The sequence below is a fragment of the Thermocrinis minervae genome, from assembly GCF_900142435.1.
GTDB classification, from domain to species: domain Bacteria; phylum Aquificota; class Aquificia; order Aquificales; family Aquificaceae; genus Thermocrinis_A; species Thermocrinis_A minervae.
Genome location: NZ_LT670846.1, coordinates 330,130 through 345,881, shown reverse-complemented (window position 1 = coordinate 345,881; position 15,752 = coordinate 330,130). Strand labels below are relative to the sequence as shown.

21 protein-coding genes, 1 tRNA gene and 1 other RNA gene are annotated in these 15,752 nt (G+C 45.5%); 15 read left to right on the top strand and 8 right to left on the bottom strand.

Going from position 1 to position 15,752, the window contains the following annotated elements; translation table 11 throughout:
* The first annotated feature begins 13 nt into the window (after positions 1 to 13).
* From atpC to B5444_RS01870, 3 genes are read left to right on the top strand one after another with little or no spacing between them, the layout of a single operon-like run.
* A complete protein-coding gene (gene atpC, locus B5444_RS01880; RefSeq protein ID WP_079653553.1) occupies positions 14 to 412 on the top strand; it encodes an ATP synthase F1 subunit epsilon in 399 nt (132 codons plus the stop codon).
* Complete coding sequence (locus B5444_RS01875; RefSeq protein ID WP_079653552.1) at positions 402 to 1,097, top strand: tRNA1(Val) (adenine(37)-N6)-methyltransferase; 696 nt, start codon at positions 402 to 404, stop codon at positions 1,095 to 1,097. The genes atpC and B5444_RS01875 overlap by 11 nt, the downstream gene beginning before the upstream one ends.
* Before the next feature lie 2 nt (positions 1,098 to 1,099).
* Positions 1,100 to 1,648, top strand: coding sequence for a DUF507 family protein (locus B5444_RS01870; RefSeq protein WP_079653551.1), 549 nt, complete (start codon positions 1,100 to 1,102; stop codon positions 1,646 to 1,648).
* On the opposite strand, the gene B5444_RS01865 is transcribed toward B5444_RS01870, so the two are convergent.
* The 3 genes from B5444_RS01865 to dnaX are packed head-to-tail and all read right to left on the bottom strand — an operon-like array spanning position 1,645 to position 3,954.
* A complete protein-coding gene (locus B5444_RS01865; RefSeq protein WP_079653550.1) occupies positions 1,645 to 2,262 on the bottom strand; it encodes a M23 family metallopeptidase in 618 nt (205 codons plus the stop codon). The genes B5444_RS01870 and B5444_RS01865 overlap by 4 nt on opposite strands.
* A gap of 55 nt (positions 2,263 to 2,317) precedes the next feature.
* Positions 2,318 to 2,560 (bottom strand): DUF4911 domain-containing protein, encoded by a 243-nt coding sequence (locus B5444_RS01860; protein WP_079653549.1) that lies wholly within the window; start codon positions 2,558 to 2,560, stop codon positions 2,318 to 2,320.
* Positions 2,557 to 3,954 carry a DNA polymerase III subunit gamma/tau gene (dnaX, locus tag B5444_RS01855; protein ID WP_154021717.1) on the bottom strand — a complete coding sequence of 466 codons (1,398 nt, stop codon included), beginning with the start codon at positions 3,952 to 3,954 and terminating at the stop codon, positions 2,557 to 2,559. The genes B5444_RS01860 and dnaX overlap by 4 nt, the downstream gene beginning before the upstream one ends.
* Positions 3,955 to 3,963: 9 nt before the next feature.
* Here dnaX and ffs point away from each other — a divergent pair.
* Positions 3,964 to 4,061, top strand: an RNA gene (ffs, locus tag B5444_RS01850) — signal recognition particle sRNA small type.
* Here ffs and B5444_RS01845 read toward each other — a convergent pair.
* Genes B5444_RS01845 through sfsA form a run of 3 tightly spaced genes read right to left on the bottom strand, consistent with a single transcriptional unit; the run spans position 4,055 to position 6,982 of the window.
* The gene (locus tag B5444_RS01845) at positions 4,055 to 5,752 is read right to left on the bottom strand and encodes an ATP-dependent DNA ligase (protein ID WP_079653548.1); all 1,698 of its coding nucleotides are present in this window, start codon (positions 5,750 to 5,752) and stop codon (positions 4,055 to 4,057) included. The genes ffs and B5444_RS01845 overlap by 7 nt on opposite strands.
* The gene (locus tag B5444_RS01840) at positions 5,749 to 6,336 is read right to left on the bottom strand and encodes a nicotinamidase (RefSeq protein ID WP_079653547.1); all 588 of its coding nucleotides are present in this window, start codon (positions 6,334 to 6,336) and stop codon (positions 5,749 to 5,751) included. Before B5444_RS01840 ends, B5444_RS01845 begins: the two co-directional genes overlap by 4 nt.
* Position 6,337: 1 nt before the next feature.
* On the bottom strand, positions 6,338 to 6,982 hold the full coding sequence (gene sfsA, locus B5444_RS01835) for a DNA/RNA nuclease SfsA (protein ID WP_079654630.1): 645 nt from the start codon (positions 6,980 to 6,982) through the stop codon (positions 6,338 to 6,340).
* A 144-nt stretch (positions 6,983 to 7,126) separates the two neighbouring features.
* Between sfsA and B5444_RS01830 the strand changes: the two genes are divergently transcribed.
* Both B5444_RS01830 and B5444_RS01825 read left to right on the top strand, forming a co-directional pair.
* Positions 7,127 to 7,201 (top strand) — tRNA-Val (locus B5444_RS01830).
* A 15-nt stretch (positions 7,202 to 7,216) separates the two neighbouring features.
* Complete coding sequence (locus B5444_RS01825) at positions 7,217 to 9,061, top strand: helicase HerA domain-containing protein (protein WP_079653546.1); 1,845 nt, start codon at positions 7,217 to 7,219, stop codon at positions 9,059 to 9,061.
* On the opposite strand, the gene dtd is transcribed toward B5444_RS01825, so the two are convergent.
* A complete protein-coding gene (gene dtd / locus B5444_RS01820; protein WP_079654629.1) occupies positions 9,058 to 9,501 on the bottom strand; it encodes a D-aminoacyl-tRNA deacylase in 444 nt (147 codons plus the stop codon). The genes B5444_RS01825 and dtd overlap by 4 nt on opposite strands.
* Positions 9,502 to 9,520: 19 nt before the next feature.
* Between dtd and B5444_RS01815 the strand changes: the two genes are divergently transcribed.
* Together B5444_RS01815 and ispD are read left to right on the top strand one after the other, a co-directional pair.
* Entirely contained in the window at positions 9,521 to 9,850 is a 330-nt protein-coding gene (locus B5444_RS01815; RefSeq protein ID WP_079653545.1) for a hypothetical protein, read from the top strand.
* Entirely contained in the window at positions 9,847 to 10,488 is a 642-nt protein-coding gene (ispD, locus tag B5444_RS01810) for a 2-C-methyl-D-erythritol 4-phosphate cytidylyltransferase (RefSeq protein WP_079653544.1), read from the top strand. Before B5444_RS01815 ends, ispD begins: the two co-directional genes overlap by 4 nt.
* Here ispD and B5444_RS01805 read toward each other — a convergent pair.
* On the bottom strand, positions 10,463 to 11,593 hold the full coding sequence (locus B5444_RS01805) for an MFS transporter (protein WP_079653543.1): 1,131 nt from the start codon (positions 11,591 to 11,593) through the stop codon (positions 10,463 to 10,465). The genes ispD and B5444_RS01805 overlap by 26 nt on opposite strands.
* A 118-nt stretch (positions 11,594 to 11,711) precedes the next feature.
* Between B5444_RS01805 and B5444_RS01800 the strand changes: the two genes are divergently transcribed.
* The 7 genes from B5444_RS01800 (at position 11,712) to B5444_RS01770 (ending at position 15,750) form a co-directional block, all read left to right on the top strand.
* The gene (locus B5444_RS01800; RefSeq protein WP_079653542.1) at positions 11,712 to 11,906 is read left to right on the top strand and encodes a CDGSH iron-sulfur domain-containing protein; all 195 of its coding nucleotides are present in this window, start codon (positions 11,712 to 11,714) and stop codon (positions 11,904 to 11,906) included.
* Between the two features lie 13 nt (positions 11,907 to 11,919).
* Positions 11,920 to 12,330: a hypothetical protein gene (locus B5444_RS01795; protein WP_079653541.1), complete on the top strand. Its 411-nt coding sequence runs from the start codon at positions 11,920 to 11,922 to the stop codon at positions 12,328 to 12,330.
* 80 nt (positions 12,331 to 12,410) lie between these two features.
* Positions 12,411 to 12,776 carry a transglutaminase-like domain-containing protein gene (locus B5444_RS07730; RefSeq protein ID WP_079653540.1) on the top strand — a complete coding sequence of 122 codons (366 nt, stop codon included), beginning with the start codon at positions 12,411 to 12,413 and terminating at the stop codon, positions 12,774 to 12,776.
* A 274-nt stretch (positions 12,777 to 13,050) separates the two neighbouring features.
* The gene (locus tag B5444_RS01785; RefSeq protein WP_079653539.1) at positions 13,051 to 13,392 is read left to right on the top strand and encodes a DUF2173 family protein; all 342 of its coding nucleotides are present in this window, start codon (positions 13,051 to 13,053) and stop codon (positions 13,390 to 13,392) included.
* Positions 13,393 to 13,407: 15 nt separating this feature from the next.
* Complete coding sequence (locus B5444_RS01780; protein ID WP_079653538.1) at positions 13,408 to 13,743, top strand: DUF2173 family protein; 336 nt, start codon at positions 13,408 to 13,410, stop codon at positions 13,741 to 13,743.
* 59 nt (positions 13,744 to 13,802) lie between these two features.
* Positions 13,803 to 14,192 (top strand): SCP2 sterol-binding domain-containing protein, encoded by a 390-nt coding sequence (locus B5444_RS01775; RefSeq protein WP_079653537.1) that lies wholly within the window; start codon positions 13,803 to 13,805, stop codon positions 14,190 to 14,192.
* Positions 14,193 to 14,196: 4 nt separating this feature from the next.
* A complete protein-coding gene (locus tag B5444_RS01770) occupies positions 14,197 to 15,750 on the top strand; it encodes a sigma 54-interacting transcriptional regulator (protein WP_079653536.1) in 1,554 nt (517 codons plus the stop codon).
* Positions 15,751 to 15,752: the final 2 nt, after the last annotated feature.

Genomic DNA, 15,752 nt, shown 5'->3' with positions numbered 1-15,752 from the left:
ATAATAGAAACTCATGATAAAGGTTGAGATAGTAACACCTAAGGGTTTGGCCTTTTCTAAAGAAGTAAACTCGGTGAACATACCCACAGAACAGGGAGAGATGGGCGTTCTGGAAAAGCACATGTACCTTATGACCCTTCTAAAACCAGGCCTTGTATACTTTGACGGTAACCCTAAGGAAGGTATCGTGGTTACCTATGGTTTTGTTGATGTGACTCCGCAGAAAGTTACCATACTCGCAGAAGAAGCTTACACAGTAGGAGAGATAGACGCAGGAAAGGAAAAAGCACTCTTTGAAGAGGCAAACAGAAAGCTTGCCACAGCGCAGACACTTGAAGAGATACAAGAGTGGACGAGGATAATGGAGAGAGCCCGCACGCTCTTGGAGATAGTAGAAAAGTTTGGAGTATAAAGAGTTTGAGTTCCTAAGGGGGAAACTAAGACTAAGACAACCTGTAAAAGGACATAGGCTTTCTATAGTCGAGGTCCTCTTCGTCTACTTTGCTAGAGGTATAAAGAGAAAAAGCAAAGTGCTAGACTTGGGCGCTGGCTTTGGCGCACTATCTTTACTCCTTACCCTCAGGTATGGTTGCCGAGTTTGGGCACTTGAACGAGATAAGGACATGCTTGAGCTTTTGCATTACAATGTTCAAGTAAACGGCTTGTTGGACAAGATAACTCCTGTAGAAGGAGACCTTAGGTACATAGACAAGCTATTCCAAAAACAGACCTTTGATGTAGTTATAGCAAATCCACCTTTTTTTAAAGATGGTTTTCCCAAGAAATATCATTTTGAAACGGATACAAAACTGGAAGATTTTGTAAGAGCCGCAAGCTACGTTATGAAGGATGGTGGATACTTTAATGTGATATTACCAGCGCATAGGTTGACAGAGCTTGTTACAATCAGCATTTATAATAAACTTTCTCCTTGCAACATGAAGATTTTATACTCAAAGGAAAATAAGCCTGCAAAGTACATAATAGTTACATGTATAAAGAATAGTAGATGTCTTACAAGCATAGAATATCCGTTTTTTATGGATACTCAAAACACGAAAAGTGTTCTTCAAAGCTTCTGTGATATAATAACATAGTTATGAGGCTTCCTGAGAAGCTTGTGGAGAGAATAGCTAACAGGATACTTGAAGAGTTAACGAGCGAAGGGCTTATAGAGGTTGAAGATCCGTACCTTTTCTTGAAGAAGATAAAAGCCATATTTCAAAAGGTGGAGGAGGAAGAAAGGCTTTTAGACGAAAAAACTCGTGAGATACTTAGAGAAAAGCTTGAACTCCTGGAAGAGTCTAGCCTTGATTACAGGACAGCTTACAGAGTGGTCCGTACCAAGCTTGCCGAAGAAATGAAGATACATACAAACAGAAGAGAAAGGATGAACCAGATAGCCTCTCTCATAAAGGATATGATAATGGAGGATCAAACTGTTGAAATTTACGATGAACCACACGTAATAAGAAATAGGATAAGAAAGATATTGATGGAAGCAGTCAAGGAAGAAGAAGAAATAGACAAGGAAGTGAGGGAAAGGATAAGGTCCTACTCAAGGAGGATAGTGGAGGGTACTCCCGAATGGAACCACCTCTACAGGCGTATATACGAGGACGCCCTAAGGAGAAGGGGCCTGCTTTAAGGTAAGTACGCTATAGGGTTCTGTCTTATCCCGTACTTTATCACCTCGTAGTGAAGGTGGGGGCCTGTACATCTACCAGTACACCCTACCGCACCTATTATCTGACCCTTTACCACGCTGTCACCAGTCTCTACCATGATCTTGTTCAAGTGTGCGTACAACGTTACAAATCCATAGCCGTGGTAAACTATCACCGTGTTTCCATAACCCCTGACGCTCCCAGCAAAGATGACCCTCCCATCGGATGCAACGCTTACAGGGCTACCATAGGGTGCCGATATGTCCACCCCGGTATGGAACTCCTTGCGCCTTCCCATAATCCTCCATCCGTAGTCAGACACTATAAGACCCACTACAGGCCATATGTTTGGACGTACCATCTCTACGGTTTTGACCTCTGCAAGCCTAGAACGGGCCTCTTCTAAGGAGATACCTATGGATATAAGCTCATCTACCTTTTTGGTATCCAGAGATTCTGTGTCTACGATACCCTCCAACTCCTCAAAGGAACTGGGTGAGGCCTTCTCTGGACCTCCCACGCCTAGCTTCTGTATCTCTTGCGTGGGTGTACACAGAAGGCCCCCTACCAGAAGTCCAACTATCCACTTTTTCATGGCTCTACCTCCATCCCAAGTTTCCCACAAGTTTACCATAGAAATTGTATAAGTGTCAACACTCTACACTCTCCTCTGGAACTTCACCCACCATACTTAAACCTTCAAGGTGCCTTTTTATGTTTTCAAGGACAGTCAAAAGCCTATCAAAGGTGTCTGGAGTGGCTATAAGGTAGACCTCTTCGGAGCTCTTCTCCTTAGTCCTTACGATGGCAAGCCTTCCAGAACCGTCCACTAGGGCGGAAAAGAGACCTATGTCCTTCTTTGGAACCTTTACCAGAAGTACCCTAGCCTTCATCCCTCTTTTTTCTTTATTATCTTCGCCCCAAAGATATCTTTGACCTGTTTTGTAAAGTCGGATACTTCTTCTTCAAAGTCTACCCAGGCTAAAAGATTTTTTATTTTGTCAATATCTAGGGACTTAAGGTCTTCCGCGCTTCCAACAAAGATTACTTTGTCATCTTTCACTTGAGCCTTTAGCTTTTTGAGGATTTGAGCTTGTGAAGAGCCTACCTTCTCTTCTACGACTTTTATAGCGAACTCTGGGGTTCTCTCTTCCTCTTTTGCCTGCGCTTCCTTTGTTCTGACATACCCTGAAGATAGAAGCTCGGTAAGGTCCATTATGTCTTTTATCAGTTCTGTCTTTATTATGGCAAGCTGGCATGCTCTGTAGAAATCTCTTGTACGAGCATCTGCTCTCGCCTGGTTTACCACCTTCTCAAGGTAGAGTATCTTAGTCAAGGGTACACCATCAAAATGTTTATGGAACTCATCCACTTCTATGATATCCTCGGGTTTCGTGAGGCTTTTGTACAGTAGCAAAGACCTTATTTCCTCTTCAAGCATGTCCCAGAAACGTTGTAGGTTTATGCCAGAGTGATACATAGATTGTAATGTTTTTATGGCGTCATCTTTGCGAGCTTCTATTAGCATATTTATGAACTCTCTTACCTTAGCTTGGGATGGTATGCCTAGAAACTCTTCAAGCTTTTCTTGGGTTATCTTTCCTTCTCCGTATATGCTGGCCTGATCAAGTAAAGATACAGCATCTCTCATTCCACCATCACTTACCATTGCTATGATGTAGAGCGCTTCTTTTTCGTAATCTATACCCTCTGCCTTACATATCTTCTCAAGCTGGTAGACGATCTCGTCATTCCTGAGCTTTGAAAAGATAAACCTCTGACATCTTGAAAGTATGGTAGGAAGGATCTTGTCGTATTCCGTGGTACAGAGTACAAAAACTGTCTTTGGTGGTGGTTCTTCTAGGGTTTTTAGAAGTGCGTTGAAGGCTTCCTTCGTAAGCATGTGGGCTTCATCAAGTATGTACACCTTGTACTTACCCTTTATGGGAGCATAGGAGACAGCATCTCTGATAGCTCTTATGTCCTCTATACCCCTGTTGGATGCGGCGTCTATCTCTATGAGATCTGGAAAGTTGCCCTTATCTATAGATAAACAGTTTTCGCATGCGTTGCATGGGTCACCGTCCTTCGGGTTTAGACAGTTTAGAGCTTTTGTGAGTATGCGGGCTATTGTGGTTTTGCCTGTTCCACGAGGTCCTGCAAAGAGGTAGGCGTGGTGTACCTTTCCAGTCTTGACGGCGGTTTTCAAAACTGTTTTTACACCTTCTTGACCTACTACTTCCTCAAAGGTTTTTGGCCTGTATTTTCTTGCAAAAGGTATGTACATGGGCTATATTATATACATCCCTGCAACGGGACAGGGTGAACCCCGCCAGGCCCGAAAGGGAGCAACGGTAAGCCTGCCGTCCCGGGTGCAGGGAAAAGTTTTATTCACCAACGGTAACCTTCCTTTGTATCTCATAGAGTCTTAGTATCTCCGAAAGGTCCGTAGCATCCTCAGGGTTCTTGTCAGCCCTGATAAAGCCTACAGCTCTCGGGAACCTAAGGGCGTATCCTGCTGTGTGTATGGGTGATATGGTTATCTCATCGGCTAGGACAGTTATGACGTAACGTGGCTCTGTCCACACATCCGGCTCTATGGTAGACTCCACCCGTGGATGTTTTCTTTCAAGCTTTATTTCATCCAGCATATGCTTTAACTTTATCCACTCTTCTTCCGTAAAGCCGGAGCCTACCTTGGCCACAGTCTTGAAAGTGTCAGAGTCTCTATCGTATACTGCCGCGAGAACAGCTCCTATACCCAGCTTGGCACGGTTTCCTCTTCCGTAAAAGTAACCCACTATCACAAGGTCCAGGCTGTCCGAGAGCTGTCCCTTGTAGCTTCTCTTTAGCTTTATCCAGTTGAAGTTTCTTGAACCTGCTGTGTAGGGTGCGTCAAGTCTTTTGGCCATTATACCTTCAAGACCCCTTTCAATGGCCTTCTCAAAGAACTCTTCTACTTGTTTCACTTCCTCGGCTATGATCATCTCAGAGGGCTCTATCAAGCTGTTGCCGATTACCACTCCTTCAAGCCTTTTTCTCCTTTCCACGAAAGGTTTTACCGTATAATCTTCACCTTCTAAGTAAAGAAGGTCAAAGGCAAAAAGCTTCAGAGGATATTCCTCTGAGTACTTGTGCACGTCGTACTTTCTTTTCCTCTGTATGGTTATCTGGAAAGGGTAGAACTCTCCTGTGCTTTCGTTGTAAGCTATGGCCTCACCCTCAAATATGAGTTCTTCAAAGGGTAACTCAAGTACTGCAGACACCACATCGGGGAACATCTGAGTCATCCTTTCCAAATTCCTGGAGTATATCTCTACTTCTTTGCCCTTTTTGTGGATCTGAAGTCTAAACCCATCGTACTTTACCTCCAGGGCACACCTACCCAGTCTGCTTATTATCTCCGAAGGAGAGGATACCCTCTCCGCTAAGGCAGGCCTTATAGGATAGCCTACCTGTATCTTGAAGGACTCTAGAGATTGCACACCCTCTTTAAAGAGGGTGCTGGCCACAAGACCTAAATCCGAACACAGGTTGTAGGCCCTCTCTATCAGCTCCTTTAGGCTTCTTCTACCGAAGGCTAAAGCTAAAGCCTCTATGAGAGTTGCCTCTCCTATACCGAGTCTGAGCCTCCCTATAACTATCCTTACAACGTACTTAGACTCTTTGCCGCTAAGACCTCTGAGAAGATTTACTAGTCGCATTACCTTCTCCCAGGTACCCTTTGCGCTAGCTACCTGGTAAAGTTCCTGGTAGACCTGTACTACGTCTAAGCCTTTCCCTTCCCTCTGGTTTAAGTGAAGGGCTACCTCTCCAAGGTCTCCAAGTTTCTTATAAAGGTCGTTTACTTGAGATATCTTTACACCATAGGCCTTTGATGTGGCTTCAGCTGTTAACTTTTCCGAGAGACCAAACTCTAAACCCCTATACGGGGGTGCTATCTCGCCCATGAGGAGGTATATGACTTTATCCACCTCCTCGGGAAGGCAGTTTTTCAAAACTTCAGCTAGGACCTCACTCAGCTCTATCCTGCTCGTTATCCTTTCAAGCCTTTCAAAGTAATCTGCAAGCTGGGAAAACTTCATAGTTCAACCTCTTCAAGGGTTATACCTATGGCACCACGTTCTAACATCTCCTGGATGGCCTTCTCTGAGTCTCCGGGGTTTACATCAACTCCTTTTATGGCATCCAAAAGTAGGAAAGTAGTGTAACCAAGGTTAAGGCCTCCTATGACTGTGTTCTTCACGCAGTAGTCTGTAGCAACACCTCCGACGAATATCCTTTTTACTCCTCTCTCTCTTAAGAGCTGGTCTAGCACTGTTCCCTGAAAGCCAGAATAGGCATCAAAATCCCTACTTGTTCCTTTGGATACTATGAACTTGTTATCAAGGGGTATGAATAGGTCGGGATGAAACTGGGCCCCCGGTGTGTCTTGGACGCAGTGAGGAGGCCATACACCACCATGACCTTTGAAGGATATATGGTCCTCTGGATGCCAGTCTCTAGTGAAGAACACAGGCAGGCCCATAGAAGAAAAAGCCTTTATGTATTCGTTGAGCCTTGGGACTATCTTATCACCTTCAGGTACAGGAAGGGCGCCACCCGGCATAAAGTCCACCTGCATGTCTACTACTATGAGAGCATCCCTACTTGAAAGCCTTATCCGCATACTAAGACCCTCCTAATACTATAATCTCATCTTTTAGGCTTATACCTTCAATGCTCACGCTACACCTGTAAGCTTTCACCATGCCACCTTTTCTACGAAACTCCTCAAAGGCCTTGCAAAATTCAGGGTCTACAGAACAGTTGGGTGCAAAGGCAAGGGCATCCTCCCTCTGTACTATGAACACCACACAGGCAGGACGACTATCTATTAGGTATGCCAGCTCTCTTAGGTGCCTGGCTCCTCTCTTTGTTGGAGCATCTGGGAAAAGCGCCACACCGTTTACCACTAAGTTCACAGACTTTACCTCTATAAGAAGGTCATCCACCAGGAGGTCAAACCTGGAAGCGTTGACCTTTGGCTCGAAAACTACGTTTTTAGGCATCAAGCTTTCGGCATAGATCTTTGGAGCTATATGAGAGTCTATACAGACAAGAGTGCCCATGTAATCTACCAAAAGTATCTCGTAAGGGTACTTCCCCTGATGCTTCTCCTTTAGGTATACTTTGTTTCCTCTTCTGAGGAGTTCGGTAAGCCTTCCTGTGTTCCTTATGTAGGCCCTTACCTCCTCCCTATTCAGAAGAACCTTTCCTACAAACCTGTTTTCCCTCTGTAAGAAGATAGCCTCTTTTAAAGGTGGGAACTTCATGTTTAGAAAGGCCCCACCTGGCGGTGGGGCAAACAAATTAGGGGAGGGAGGGGGAGGGAGTTTATCACCTCCTCTTCTTTACAGCTATTACTTAATAATATAAATAACATTATAAACTGTCAAGGGGTTATAATTATCCCTATAGGGCGGTTAGCTCAGAGGGAGAGCGCCATCCTCACAAGATGGAGGTCGGCGGTTCGATTCCGCCACCGCCCACCACCTTAAAATATTCCCATGCAGGATTTATATACTCTCCTTCTTGAAGCCTTTGGAAAAGCAAAGTCTAGCCTACGCATAGTGTCTGCATGGGCAAGAGGGGAGATCATGGAATCCCTGCTTGACAGGGTTGAGGAGGGGGTAAGCATAGAGCTGGTGGTCAGAGCTGGAGAAGGTAAGGACCTAGAGATAACAGACCAGAGGGTTTTCAAGGCAGTAAGGAAAAAGGGGGGAAGGATATTCTTAAACCCGCGGCTACATGCCAAGTTCATACTCGTAGATGACAGCTTTGCCCTTGTAGGATCTGCAAACCTAACCTACAGGGGACTATCCACAGACGGAAACATAGAAGCTGTAGTACAGACGGAGCAGGTGAAGGAACTTATAGAACTCTACGAGGAGCTAAAGGCAGAGTCCTACGAGCTTAACCAAGATGCAAAGGCTGTAGTCCTAAAGTTGGAAAGTTTCCTAAACCTGCAGGCTTTACTCTTAGAAGAGATACAAGAGCAGACCTTTCTAAAGGCTATAACACCAGATGGCTTTATACTCCTGAAGGTAAACAGGGTGTACACACCCCCAGCCTCAAATTTAGAGAAACTCCCCACAGATCAAAAGGACTGGCTCACTTCTTACCTCTTTGCCCTCTGGCAGGAGAAGGGAAAACCCAAGTTTGCAGATGTATCCGTCTTGTTTGAGTACAGGCAGAAGAAGGAAGAAAAGGAGGGATACCTAAGCCCCAACTTTCGCATCCTTGAACCAGGTACCCAGCTTCTAAAGCTTACCGACGAAGACTCAAGGCTCTTCACCCTCAATATGTCAGGATACCCTATGGGGTTACCTGTGAAGGTGGGAACGCTGGCTGGTACCCAAAGACCCATCTACGTAGACCTGGAGAAGGTACTAAGCATGCATATGGCAGTCCTAGGAACTACAGGTTCAGGAAAGACTACCTTTGTAAGGAGACTCCTAGAAAACATGCCGCAGGATGGCCCTAAGGTGTTCCTCTTTGACCTTTACGGAGAGTATACACCAAAGCTATCTGGAATATCACTAAAACACATAGAACTCCCCTACTGTCTCATGTTTATAAGCGCTGATGAGATTAAGGATCTTCTAAAGCAGTATGGCTTTGACATACAGGAAAGATCATCGGAAGAGCGAGACTTTTATGCAAATCTGAGAAGCTTACTGAAATCAGATCTAAGATACCTCCCCTACAGGGAACTTTCCTTCAAGGATATCATGCTAAGCTCAGCCAAGGACCCGGCCATAAGGAAAGATGTGGAAGACTTTTTGAACATCCTCTCAAGGGAGGTAGGAGAAAGGGCCATAACAGACCAACCCACACTCATAAAAGCAATGCTTGAAGGCTTGTCATGCGAGGAGAAGATAGTTATCTATGACATGAAACATCTGCCAGACATCTCCACACGCACAAACGTGGTAGGACTCCTCTTGAGAGAGATCTTCATAAGAGCTTTAGAGGGTACAGAAAGGACTCTGGTAGTTCTAGAGGAATCTCACAACTTTGCACCTGAGAAGGGTGCCTTTGAAGTCCCAGCCGGAAGAGAGAACTTGGCTCAGCTCATGGTGAAGAAGATAGCCATGGAGGGAAGGAAGCTATCCCTGGGCCTTATAGCCGTAACCCAAAGGCCTGCAAATCTAAGCAAGTATGTCCTATCCCAGCTAAACACACAGGTAGTCTTTAGGTTAAACACGAAGAACGATTTGGATGCTGTGTATCCCTTCTTTGGTGAAAGAGACATGGATACGCTGAAACTTCTACCATCCCTAAGGCCAGGACTTGCCTACATCACAGGCCTTGCCGTACCCTTTGGTATGCTCGTAGAGATAGAGCTCTAAAGTTCCTTGCTGTCCAGGATTATAGTCACAGGACCCCAGTTGACTATGTGTACCTCCATCATGGCTCCGAATATACCCGTCTGCACTTCTACCAGCTTGGAAAGCTCCCTTACGAACTCCTCGTAAAGCTCTTTGGCTCTGTTTGGTTCTTCTGCCTGTTCAAAGCTCGGCCTTCTTCCCTTCTTTACGTCTGCGTATAGGGTAAACTGTGATACCACAAGTGCAGAGCCTTTAACGTCAAGCAGAGAGTATTGAAACTTCCCTCTTTCATCCTCAAATATCCTCAGGTTAACAATCTTTTGGATGAGTTTCTTCACATCTTCATCGGTGTCTCCTTTACCCACACCCAAGAGTATGTTAAGACCCTCTCCTATACGTGCCACCTCTTTCCCATCAACTAGCACCCAGGAAGCCTTAACCCTCTGAAGAACAGCTCGCATGGATGCTATTATATATAGCATGAGCGTAAGACATTTAGTAAGGCAAAGAGTGGAGGATCTCTTTAACAGGCTCGGTCTTGAAGAGGCATTGCCTGTTTATGCCCTTTACATAAAGGACGAGGATCCGGATACTATAGAAGTCTCTGAGTTTGAGCTTGAAAGCCTGGAGCCTGAGGATAAGAAAAAGCTCTTGGACAGGATAACCCGCGAGTCTTTGGAGAAGGAAGTGCTTGGTTACAAGCTTGCGGCTCTCATTACCCACGAAGGAAAGGTCTCCACAGACATGGACCTCTCCCAGGAGATACTTGAAGAGGCCATAAGGAGGATACAGACCCTCAGGGAGGAATGATAAGCCTCGTCCTCCTAGCTGCTGGGTCTGGTAGGCGTTTTGGTAGAAAGAAGCAGTTTGTACAGCTTTTAGGAAAGCCTCTCTACATGCATTCCTTGGATAGGACCTATGGTTATTTTGAGGAGATCCTCCTGGTTTTACCAGAGGAAGACATAAACAAGGTAGAAGTACCACAGGATGTGAAAAAGGTTCCAGGCGGGAACGAAAGACAGGACTCTGTTTTAAAAGCTTTACTACAGGCCAAGGGTGAGATAGTAGTAGTCCACGATTGTGCAAGGCCTCTCGCGAAATTAGAGCTCTTCCTAAAAGTATGTTCTTTGGAAGACTATGAGGGCAAAATAACGGCAGTACCTGTGAGGGATACTGTAAAGCAGGTGGCCGACAGCATGGTGATAAAGACTGTGGACAGGTCCAACCTTTGGCTCTCTCAAACACCCCAAGGTTTTAGAAGGGATATACTCCTTGAGTGTCATCTTAGGGCAAGAAAGGAAGGTTACTACGCCACAGATGATGCAGCACTCCTTGAAAGGTACGGCTACAGGGTGGGTGTGGTAGAAGGCTCTCCACTAAACTTAAAGATAACGTATCCCGAGGACATACTGCTGGCAGAGGCTATACTCTCAAGAGGACTAATATAGAGGTAGATATGAGTCCCAGCAGTACGGACCAAAGTACCATATAAGCTGGTTCTAAACTGTACAGGTAACCAAGAGCCAGAGAGCCCAAGAAAGAGAAAAGTCCAAAGGAAAAGTAGAAGATCCCATAGGCTCTACCTCTTGAACTTTCGGCGACCATGCTTGCCACAGCCGATCTCATGATAGATTCTTGGATACCAAGGCTACCACCCCAGATCAAAAGACCTAAGATAGGACTAAGATAGAGGATCACAGGGGATGCTACAGAGCTAAGCAAAGGAGCAAAAGCCACAGACTTCACACCATACTTGTCAAAGATGTAGCCAAAGAGAAGGGCAAACACAGCATCAGAAAACATAGCCAAGGAAAAGAGGACAGGTATACTCATATCAGTAAACCCTGAAGCCTTAAGGTGGTAAGAGACTATGGGAAAGGGAAGAAAACTCAAAGCGTATATGGACGAAGCGGCAAGGTACTGTAGAAAATCACCGCTTAGTGAAACATTTTTAACCCCATCCTTTGAACTAACCCTCTCTACCTCTTCCTCAGGGTATACCCTCTTTATCCACGCAAGTAGGAGCATGGCTAAAGACGCTGGGATAAATAGAGATACAAAGGCCAGCTGATAACCAAAGCCAAGCATGAGAGCAACGTACAAGGGTCCCAAGATGGCACCTACCTGGTCCATAAACTCGTGAAGCCCAAAACCCTTTCCATGTCCTACCTTCTGGGTTATAAAGGAAAGAAGCACGTCCCTAGGCGGTGTCCTTACAGCCTTACCAAACCTCTCTAAGGACATAAGTAATGCTACAACTTTCCAGTTTTTTGTAAGACCTATTAAGGGAACCGAAAAGAGGTTTACGGCATACCCAAGTATGGTTAAAAACCAATAGGCTTTTAATTTGTCCGCTATGTGTCCTGAGACGAGCCTGAGAAAGTACCCAAGGAATTCAGAAATTCCAGATACAAACCCTACAACAACCGCGCTAGCACCAAGGGTAAAAAGGTAAGGTCCTATTATAGATTTGGCACCTTCGTAGGTAAAGTCCGAAATAAGACTGACCAAGCCAAAGAGGATTATCAGCTTGTAAGAGCCCTTACCCTTCACTTACCTGTATTATACGTCATCAGGGTTAACTTACAGATCTGTAAGTATATTACAGATAAGACAGTTCTTGAAAAAATTTATGTACTGCTTAAAATGAACAAAAAAAGGAGGTTGTGTCATGGCAAGGCTTGTAAAGCTTACAGAAAAAGGCCCTTACAAGCTTGAGGTAAACGGGGAGACATACTACATATGCCAGTGTGGGCTTTCTAACAAAAAGCCCTTCTGCGATGGGTCCCACAAGAGGACAAGGGATGAGGAGGATGGGAAGCTGTACATATACGATGAGAACTCCAGGGTGGAGATAAAACTGTAGGAGGTCATACGCGATGAACAGAATAAATCTTCCTAGTTTTATCTTCGCCAGCCAGATGGGCGGTTATGCCATGGTCCTCCTTGACGAAGTCTACGCCAAGTGGTTTGGGCTCTTTGGCCTCTTCCCAGGCATAAAAAACCCAGCCTGGTTTATCCATCACCAGATAGACGCCACCCTCTTTGCCATACCCTTGGTACTTCCCTACGTGTGGAACAGGCTACCCGGTTCCGGTCTAGTGAAGGGGCTCATATACGGAGTGATATGGCACATATTCGTCGTAGTAGTGTCCATAATAGGCTCAGTTGGTGGAGCGGAGTGGTTTAAAAACCCTATACCTATGAACGTTCAGGTATCCACCTTTATACTTCACCTTGTCTGGGGAGGACTGACAGGCCTTCTTTACGAACCTCCAGAAAGAAAGTAAGGATATCTTTTGAAAGGTTGTAAGGATGCGCACCTGTTAGGTGGATAGACTTTAAGAAAGATCCGTGTGGATGTGCTACTATGGACAGGCGCGCCTTTTTGAAGGTTTCTACTGTGTCTTTGGCCTTCGCAGGTTTCTGCCCATACTTCTCTTTTGGCTCCAAGTTCAACCCTGGTGAACCAACCAAGTTTGCGAGAGTGGATTTCCTAGTAGAGTTTTGGGACAGGAGGATAAACATAAACAGATTACCTCCTACAAACGCAAGCATACCTAGGGATGTAGAACTCTTCTTAAGACCTACGAAACACGTGCAGACAGACGGCATAGTACGGGAGTACGCCCTACGGATAACTAAAGGTGCAAGGACAGATCTTGAGAAGGCTAGAGCTATATACGACTGGATAGTGGAAAACACCTTCAGGGACCCGATTTTGTTGGACTTGTAAGAGCTTGTGGTATACCTGCACGGGAGGTCTTTGGCATAAGGGTGATGCCTTCCACCATATCCTCTGGTATATCTGCAGTAACATCCGATGCCACTAAAGCTCAGCATTGTCAAGCTTTCCTTTGAACACTCCAGATACTTGGTTTCGCAGCTGCAACACTGATGCAACACTGCAACACCCTAACCATCTTCAAAAACTTGAAGGACAAACACCTTTCGTTTGGCACGATTTTTGCAAACATCGTCTAATAGAAACCTTCAAGGAGGTGCAAAAGATGGCAACGCTCAGCAAGTTAAAGGAGCTCATGTCTATACCTGGAGCTGTGGCCGCCGGAGAGTTTTCGGATGACGGTAGGCTTTTGGCCTACTATGGAAACATAGATGAAAAGTCTGCCGAGATAGCTGCCATGATGTGTGCAGCTAACAAGCTTATGGGCAACATGCAGGCAAAGGGATGGTCTGCGTACACGGGTCAGGGAGGTTTTTACCCAGTTTGTGGCTTTGCTGTTGCGGGTGGTAAGTACGCAGCATGCATAATGGGCAACGTAGGTGTCTTTGTAGAGCTAGACAAGGCAGACTTTGACAAGATATTTGAAGTGCTTTCTAAGTACATCTAAAAGGAGGTTTTAGCCATGGCAGACCTTGACAGACTGATGAAAATAAAAGGCGTTTGGGCTGCTGGTGAGTTTACAGATGACGGTAAGTTAGTAGCTTACAAGGGCAACATCTCCGAAGAACATGCAGCTATGGCTGCTGAGATGTGCGCAGCCAACAGTATGATGGCCAAGATGCAGTGTGACGGGTACACAGCTTTCTCCGGCCAAGAGTGGACGCCCCTAATAGGTTGGGCTCTTACAGGTCCCAAGTACTCAGTTTGCGTAGTTGGTAACGTGGGTGTGTTTGTAAACAACGACGAGGTTTCCTTCAACGAGGTGTTTAAGGTCCTAAGGGAAGTAGCAGGCAAGTAAAAAGTAATGGGCGGGAGATAAGGAACTCCCGCCACCTTTTTGATGATTAGGAGGTTCCAATGTACACCTTTTTATCTGAGGATTGGATAAAAGCCTATGCGGAACTCTGGAACCAAAACGAAAAGCTAAAGTCAGAGTTAAAAGACTTTAGTGCGCGTATAAAGTACTACATAGACGGGAAACCCGAAGATGCTGTAGAACTCACAGTGGAAAAAGGCGTGGCTGTAAGTGCTGGAAAGGCTACGGGTGGCACCTACGACTTTGAACTTTGGGCTTCACCGGAAAACTGGAAAAAGCTGGCAACTGGAGAGATGGGACCCAGAGCTGCCATGCTGACCAAAAGGTTAAAGTTTAAGGGGTCTATGATAACTGCCATGAGGTACATGTCTGCCTTTGAAGAAAGTCTTAGGATGATGTCACGCGTCCCTACCATCTGGGACCATATTTAAATCCATGGAGGGGAACATTCTAGAAGGGCTCTTCGACGGTGTACTCATAATAAACAGGGAAAGGAGGATAGTTTACGCCAACCAAAGTGCCAAAAGGCTGTTGGGAGTGGAGGAGGGTCAGGAGTGTAGAGGTCTATTCTCCATATGCTCCTCCTGTCCTATGGAAATACTGGAGGATACTGGGGGAGTTCAGGTTTATGACGTTACTACAGCCAAGGGTTCTCATGTGTGTTGGAGTATGAGCCCACATCATGAGGGAGTCATAGAGATCTTTAGGGACGTGAGCAGGGTAATAAGCTACATGGAGGAAGTTCGCAGACAAAAAGAGTTCGTACAGGTTGTGTTAGACTCCCTTGTGGAAGGTGTGCTCATACTAAACCTTGAAGGCAGGATAGTAGACCACAACCAGAGGGCTAAAGATGTCCTCTGTAGGGAGTTTACAGAGATAAGAGGTATGCATATAAGCGATGTAATAAGGCTATCCATGGATGACCTACCACCCATAGGCGAAAGAGTGGATGTCTACATAGATACGCCGTGTGGTAGACGGAAGGCATCTGTCTTAGTGTCGAAGCTAAAAGAGGGTGAGGGTTACGTAGTATCCTTCTACCTTGTACCCGAACTCTTACTGCCTGAGGGAGAAGGTCCCACCTTTGTATCAAAAAGCCCCAAGTTCTTAAACGTCCTGGAGAAGGTAAAGCTTGTAGCAGAGCTAGATGTAAACGTACTCATAACAGGAGAGACGGGTGTAGGGAAGGAAGTCATAGCCAGGCTGATACACCAGCTTAGCCCTAGAAGAGACAAACCTATGGTTACCATAAACCTGCCGAGCATACCAAAGGATCTAGTAGAGGCCGAACTCTTCGGTTATGAGAAGGGAGCCTTTACGGGAGCTGTCCAATCACGAGAAGGATTCTTTGAGCTTGCTCACAAGGGTACGCTTTTCCTGGATGAGGTCACAGAAATCCCTGTGGAAGTACAGGCCAAGCTACTGAGAGCCGTAGAGCATAAGAGCTTTTTCAGAGTAGGAGGGAGAAAAGAAATACGGGTGGATGTAAGAATCATAGCTGCAACAAGCGCAGACATAAACAAGTTAATAGAGGAAGGAAAGTTCAGAAGAGATCTCTATTATAGGTTAAACGTCTTTTCCATACACATACCACCACTTAGAGAGAGGAAAGAAGACATACCCCACTTGGTCAATCACTTTATAACCAAGTATTCAAAGCTTCACAATAGGAAGATAAAGGGTGTATCTCCTGCAGTCATGAAAAGATTCCTAGAGTATGATTGGCCTGGCAACATAAGGGAGCTTGAAAATGCCATAGAACATGCCATAGTGGTCTGCAGCGGCACCATGATCAAGGAAGAAGACCTTCCAGATAGTATAAGGTTCTCAGGCCTCTTTGACAAACATCGGGAACCATACAATGATGAAAGGGAAAGGATCATAGAAGCTTTAAGACAGGCTGGTGGTAACAAGACGCTAGCCTCTAAGCTTCTCGGTATGCACAGGACCACCTTCTGGAGAAAGCTAAAGGAGTATGGACTAACTTAGTC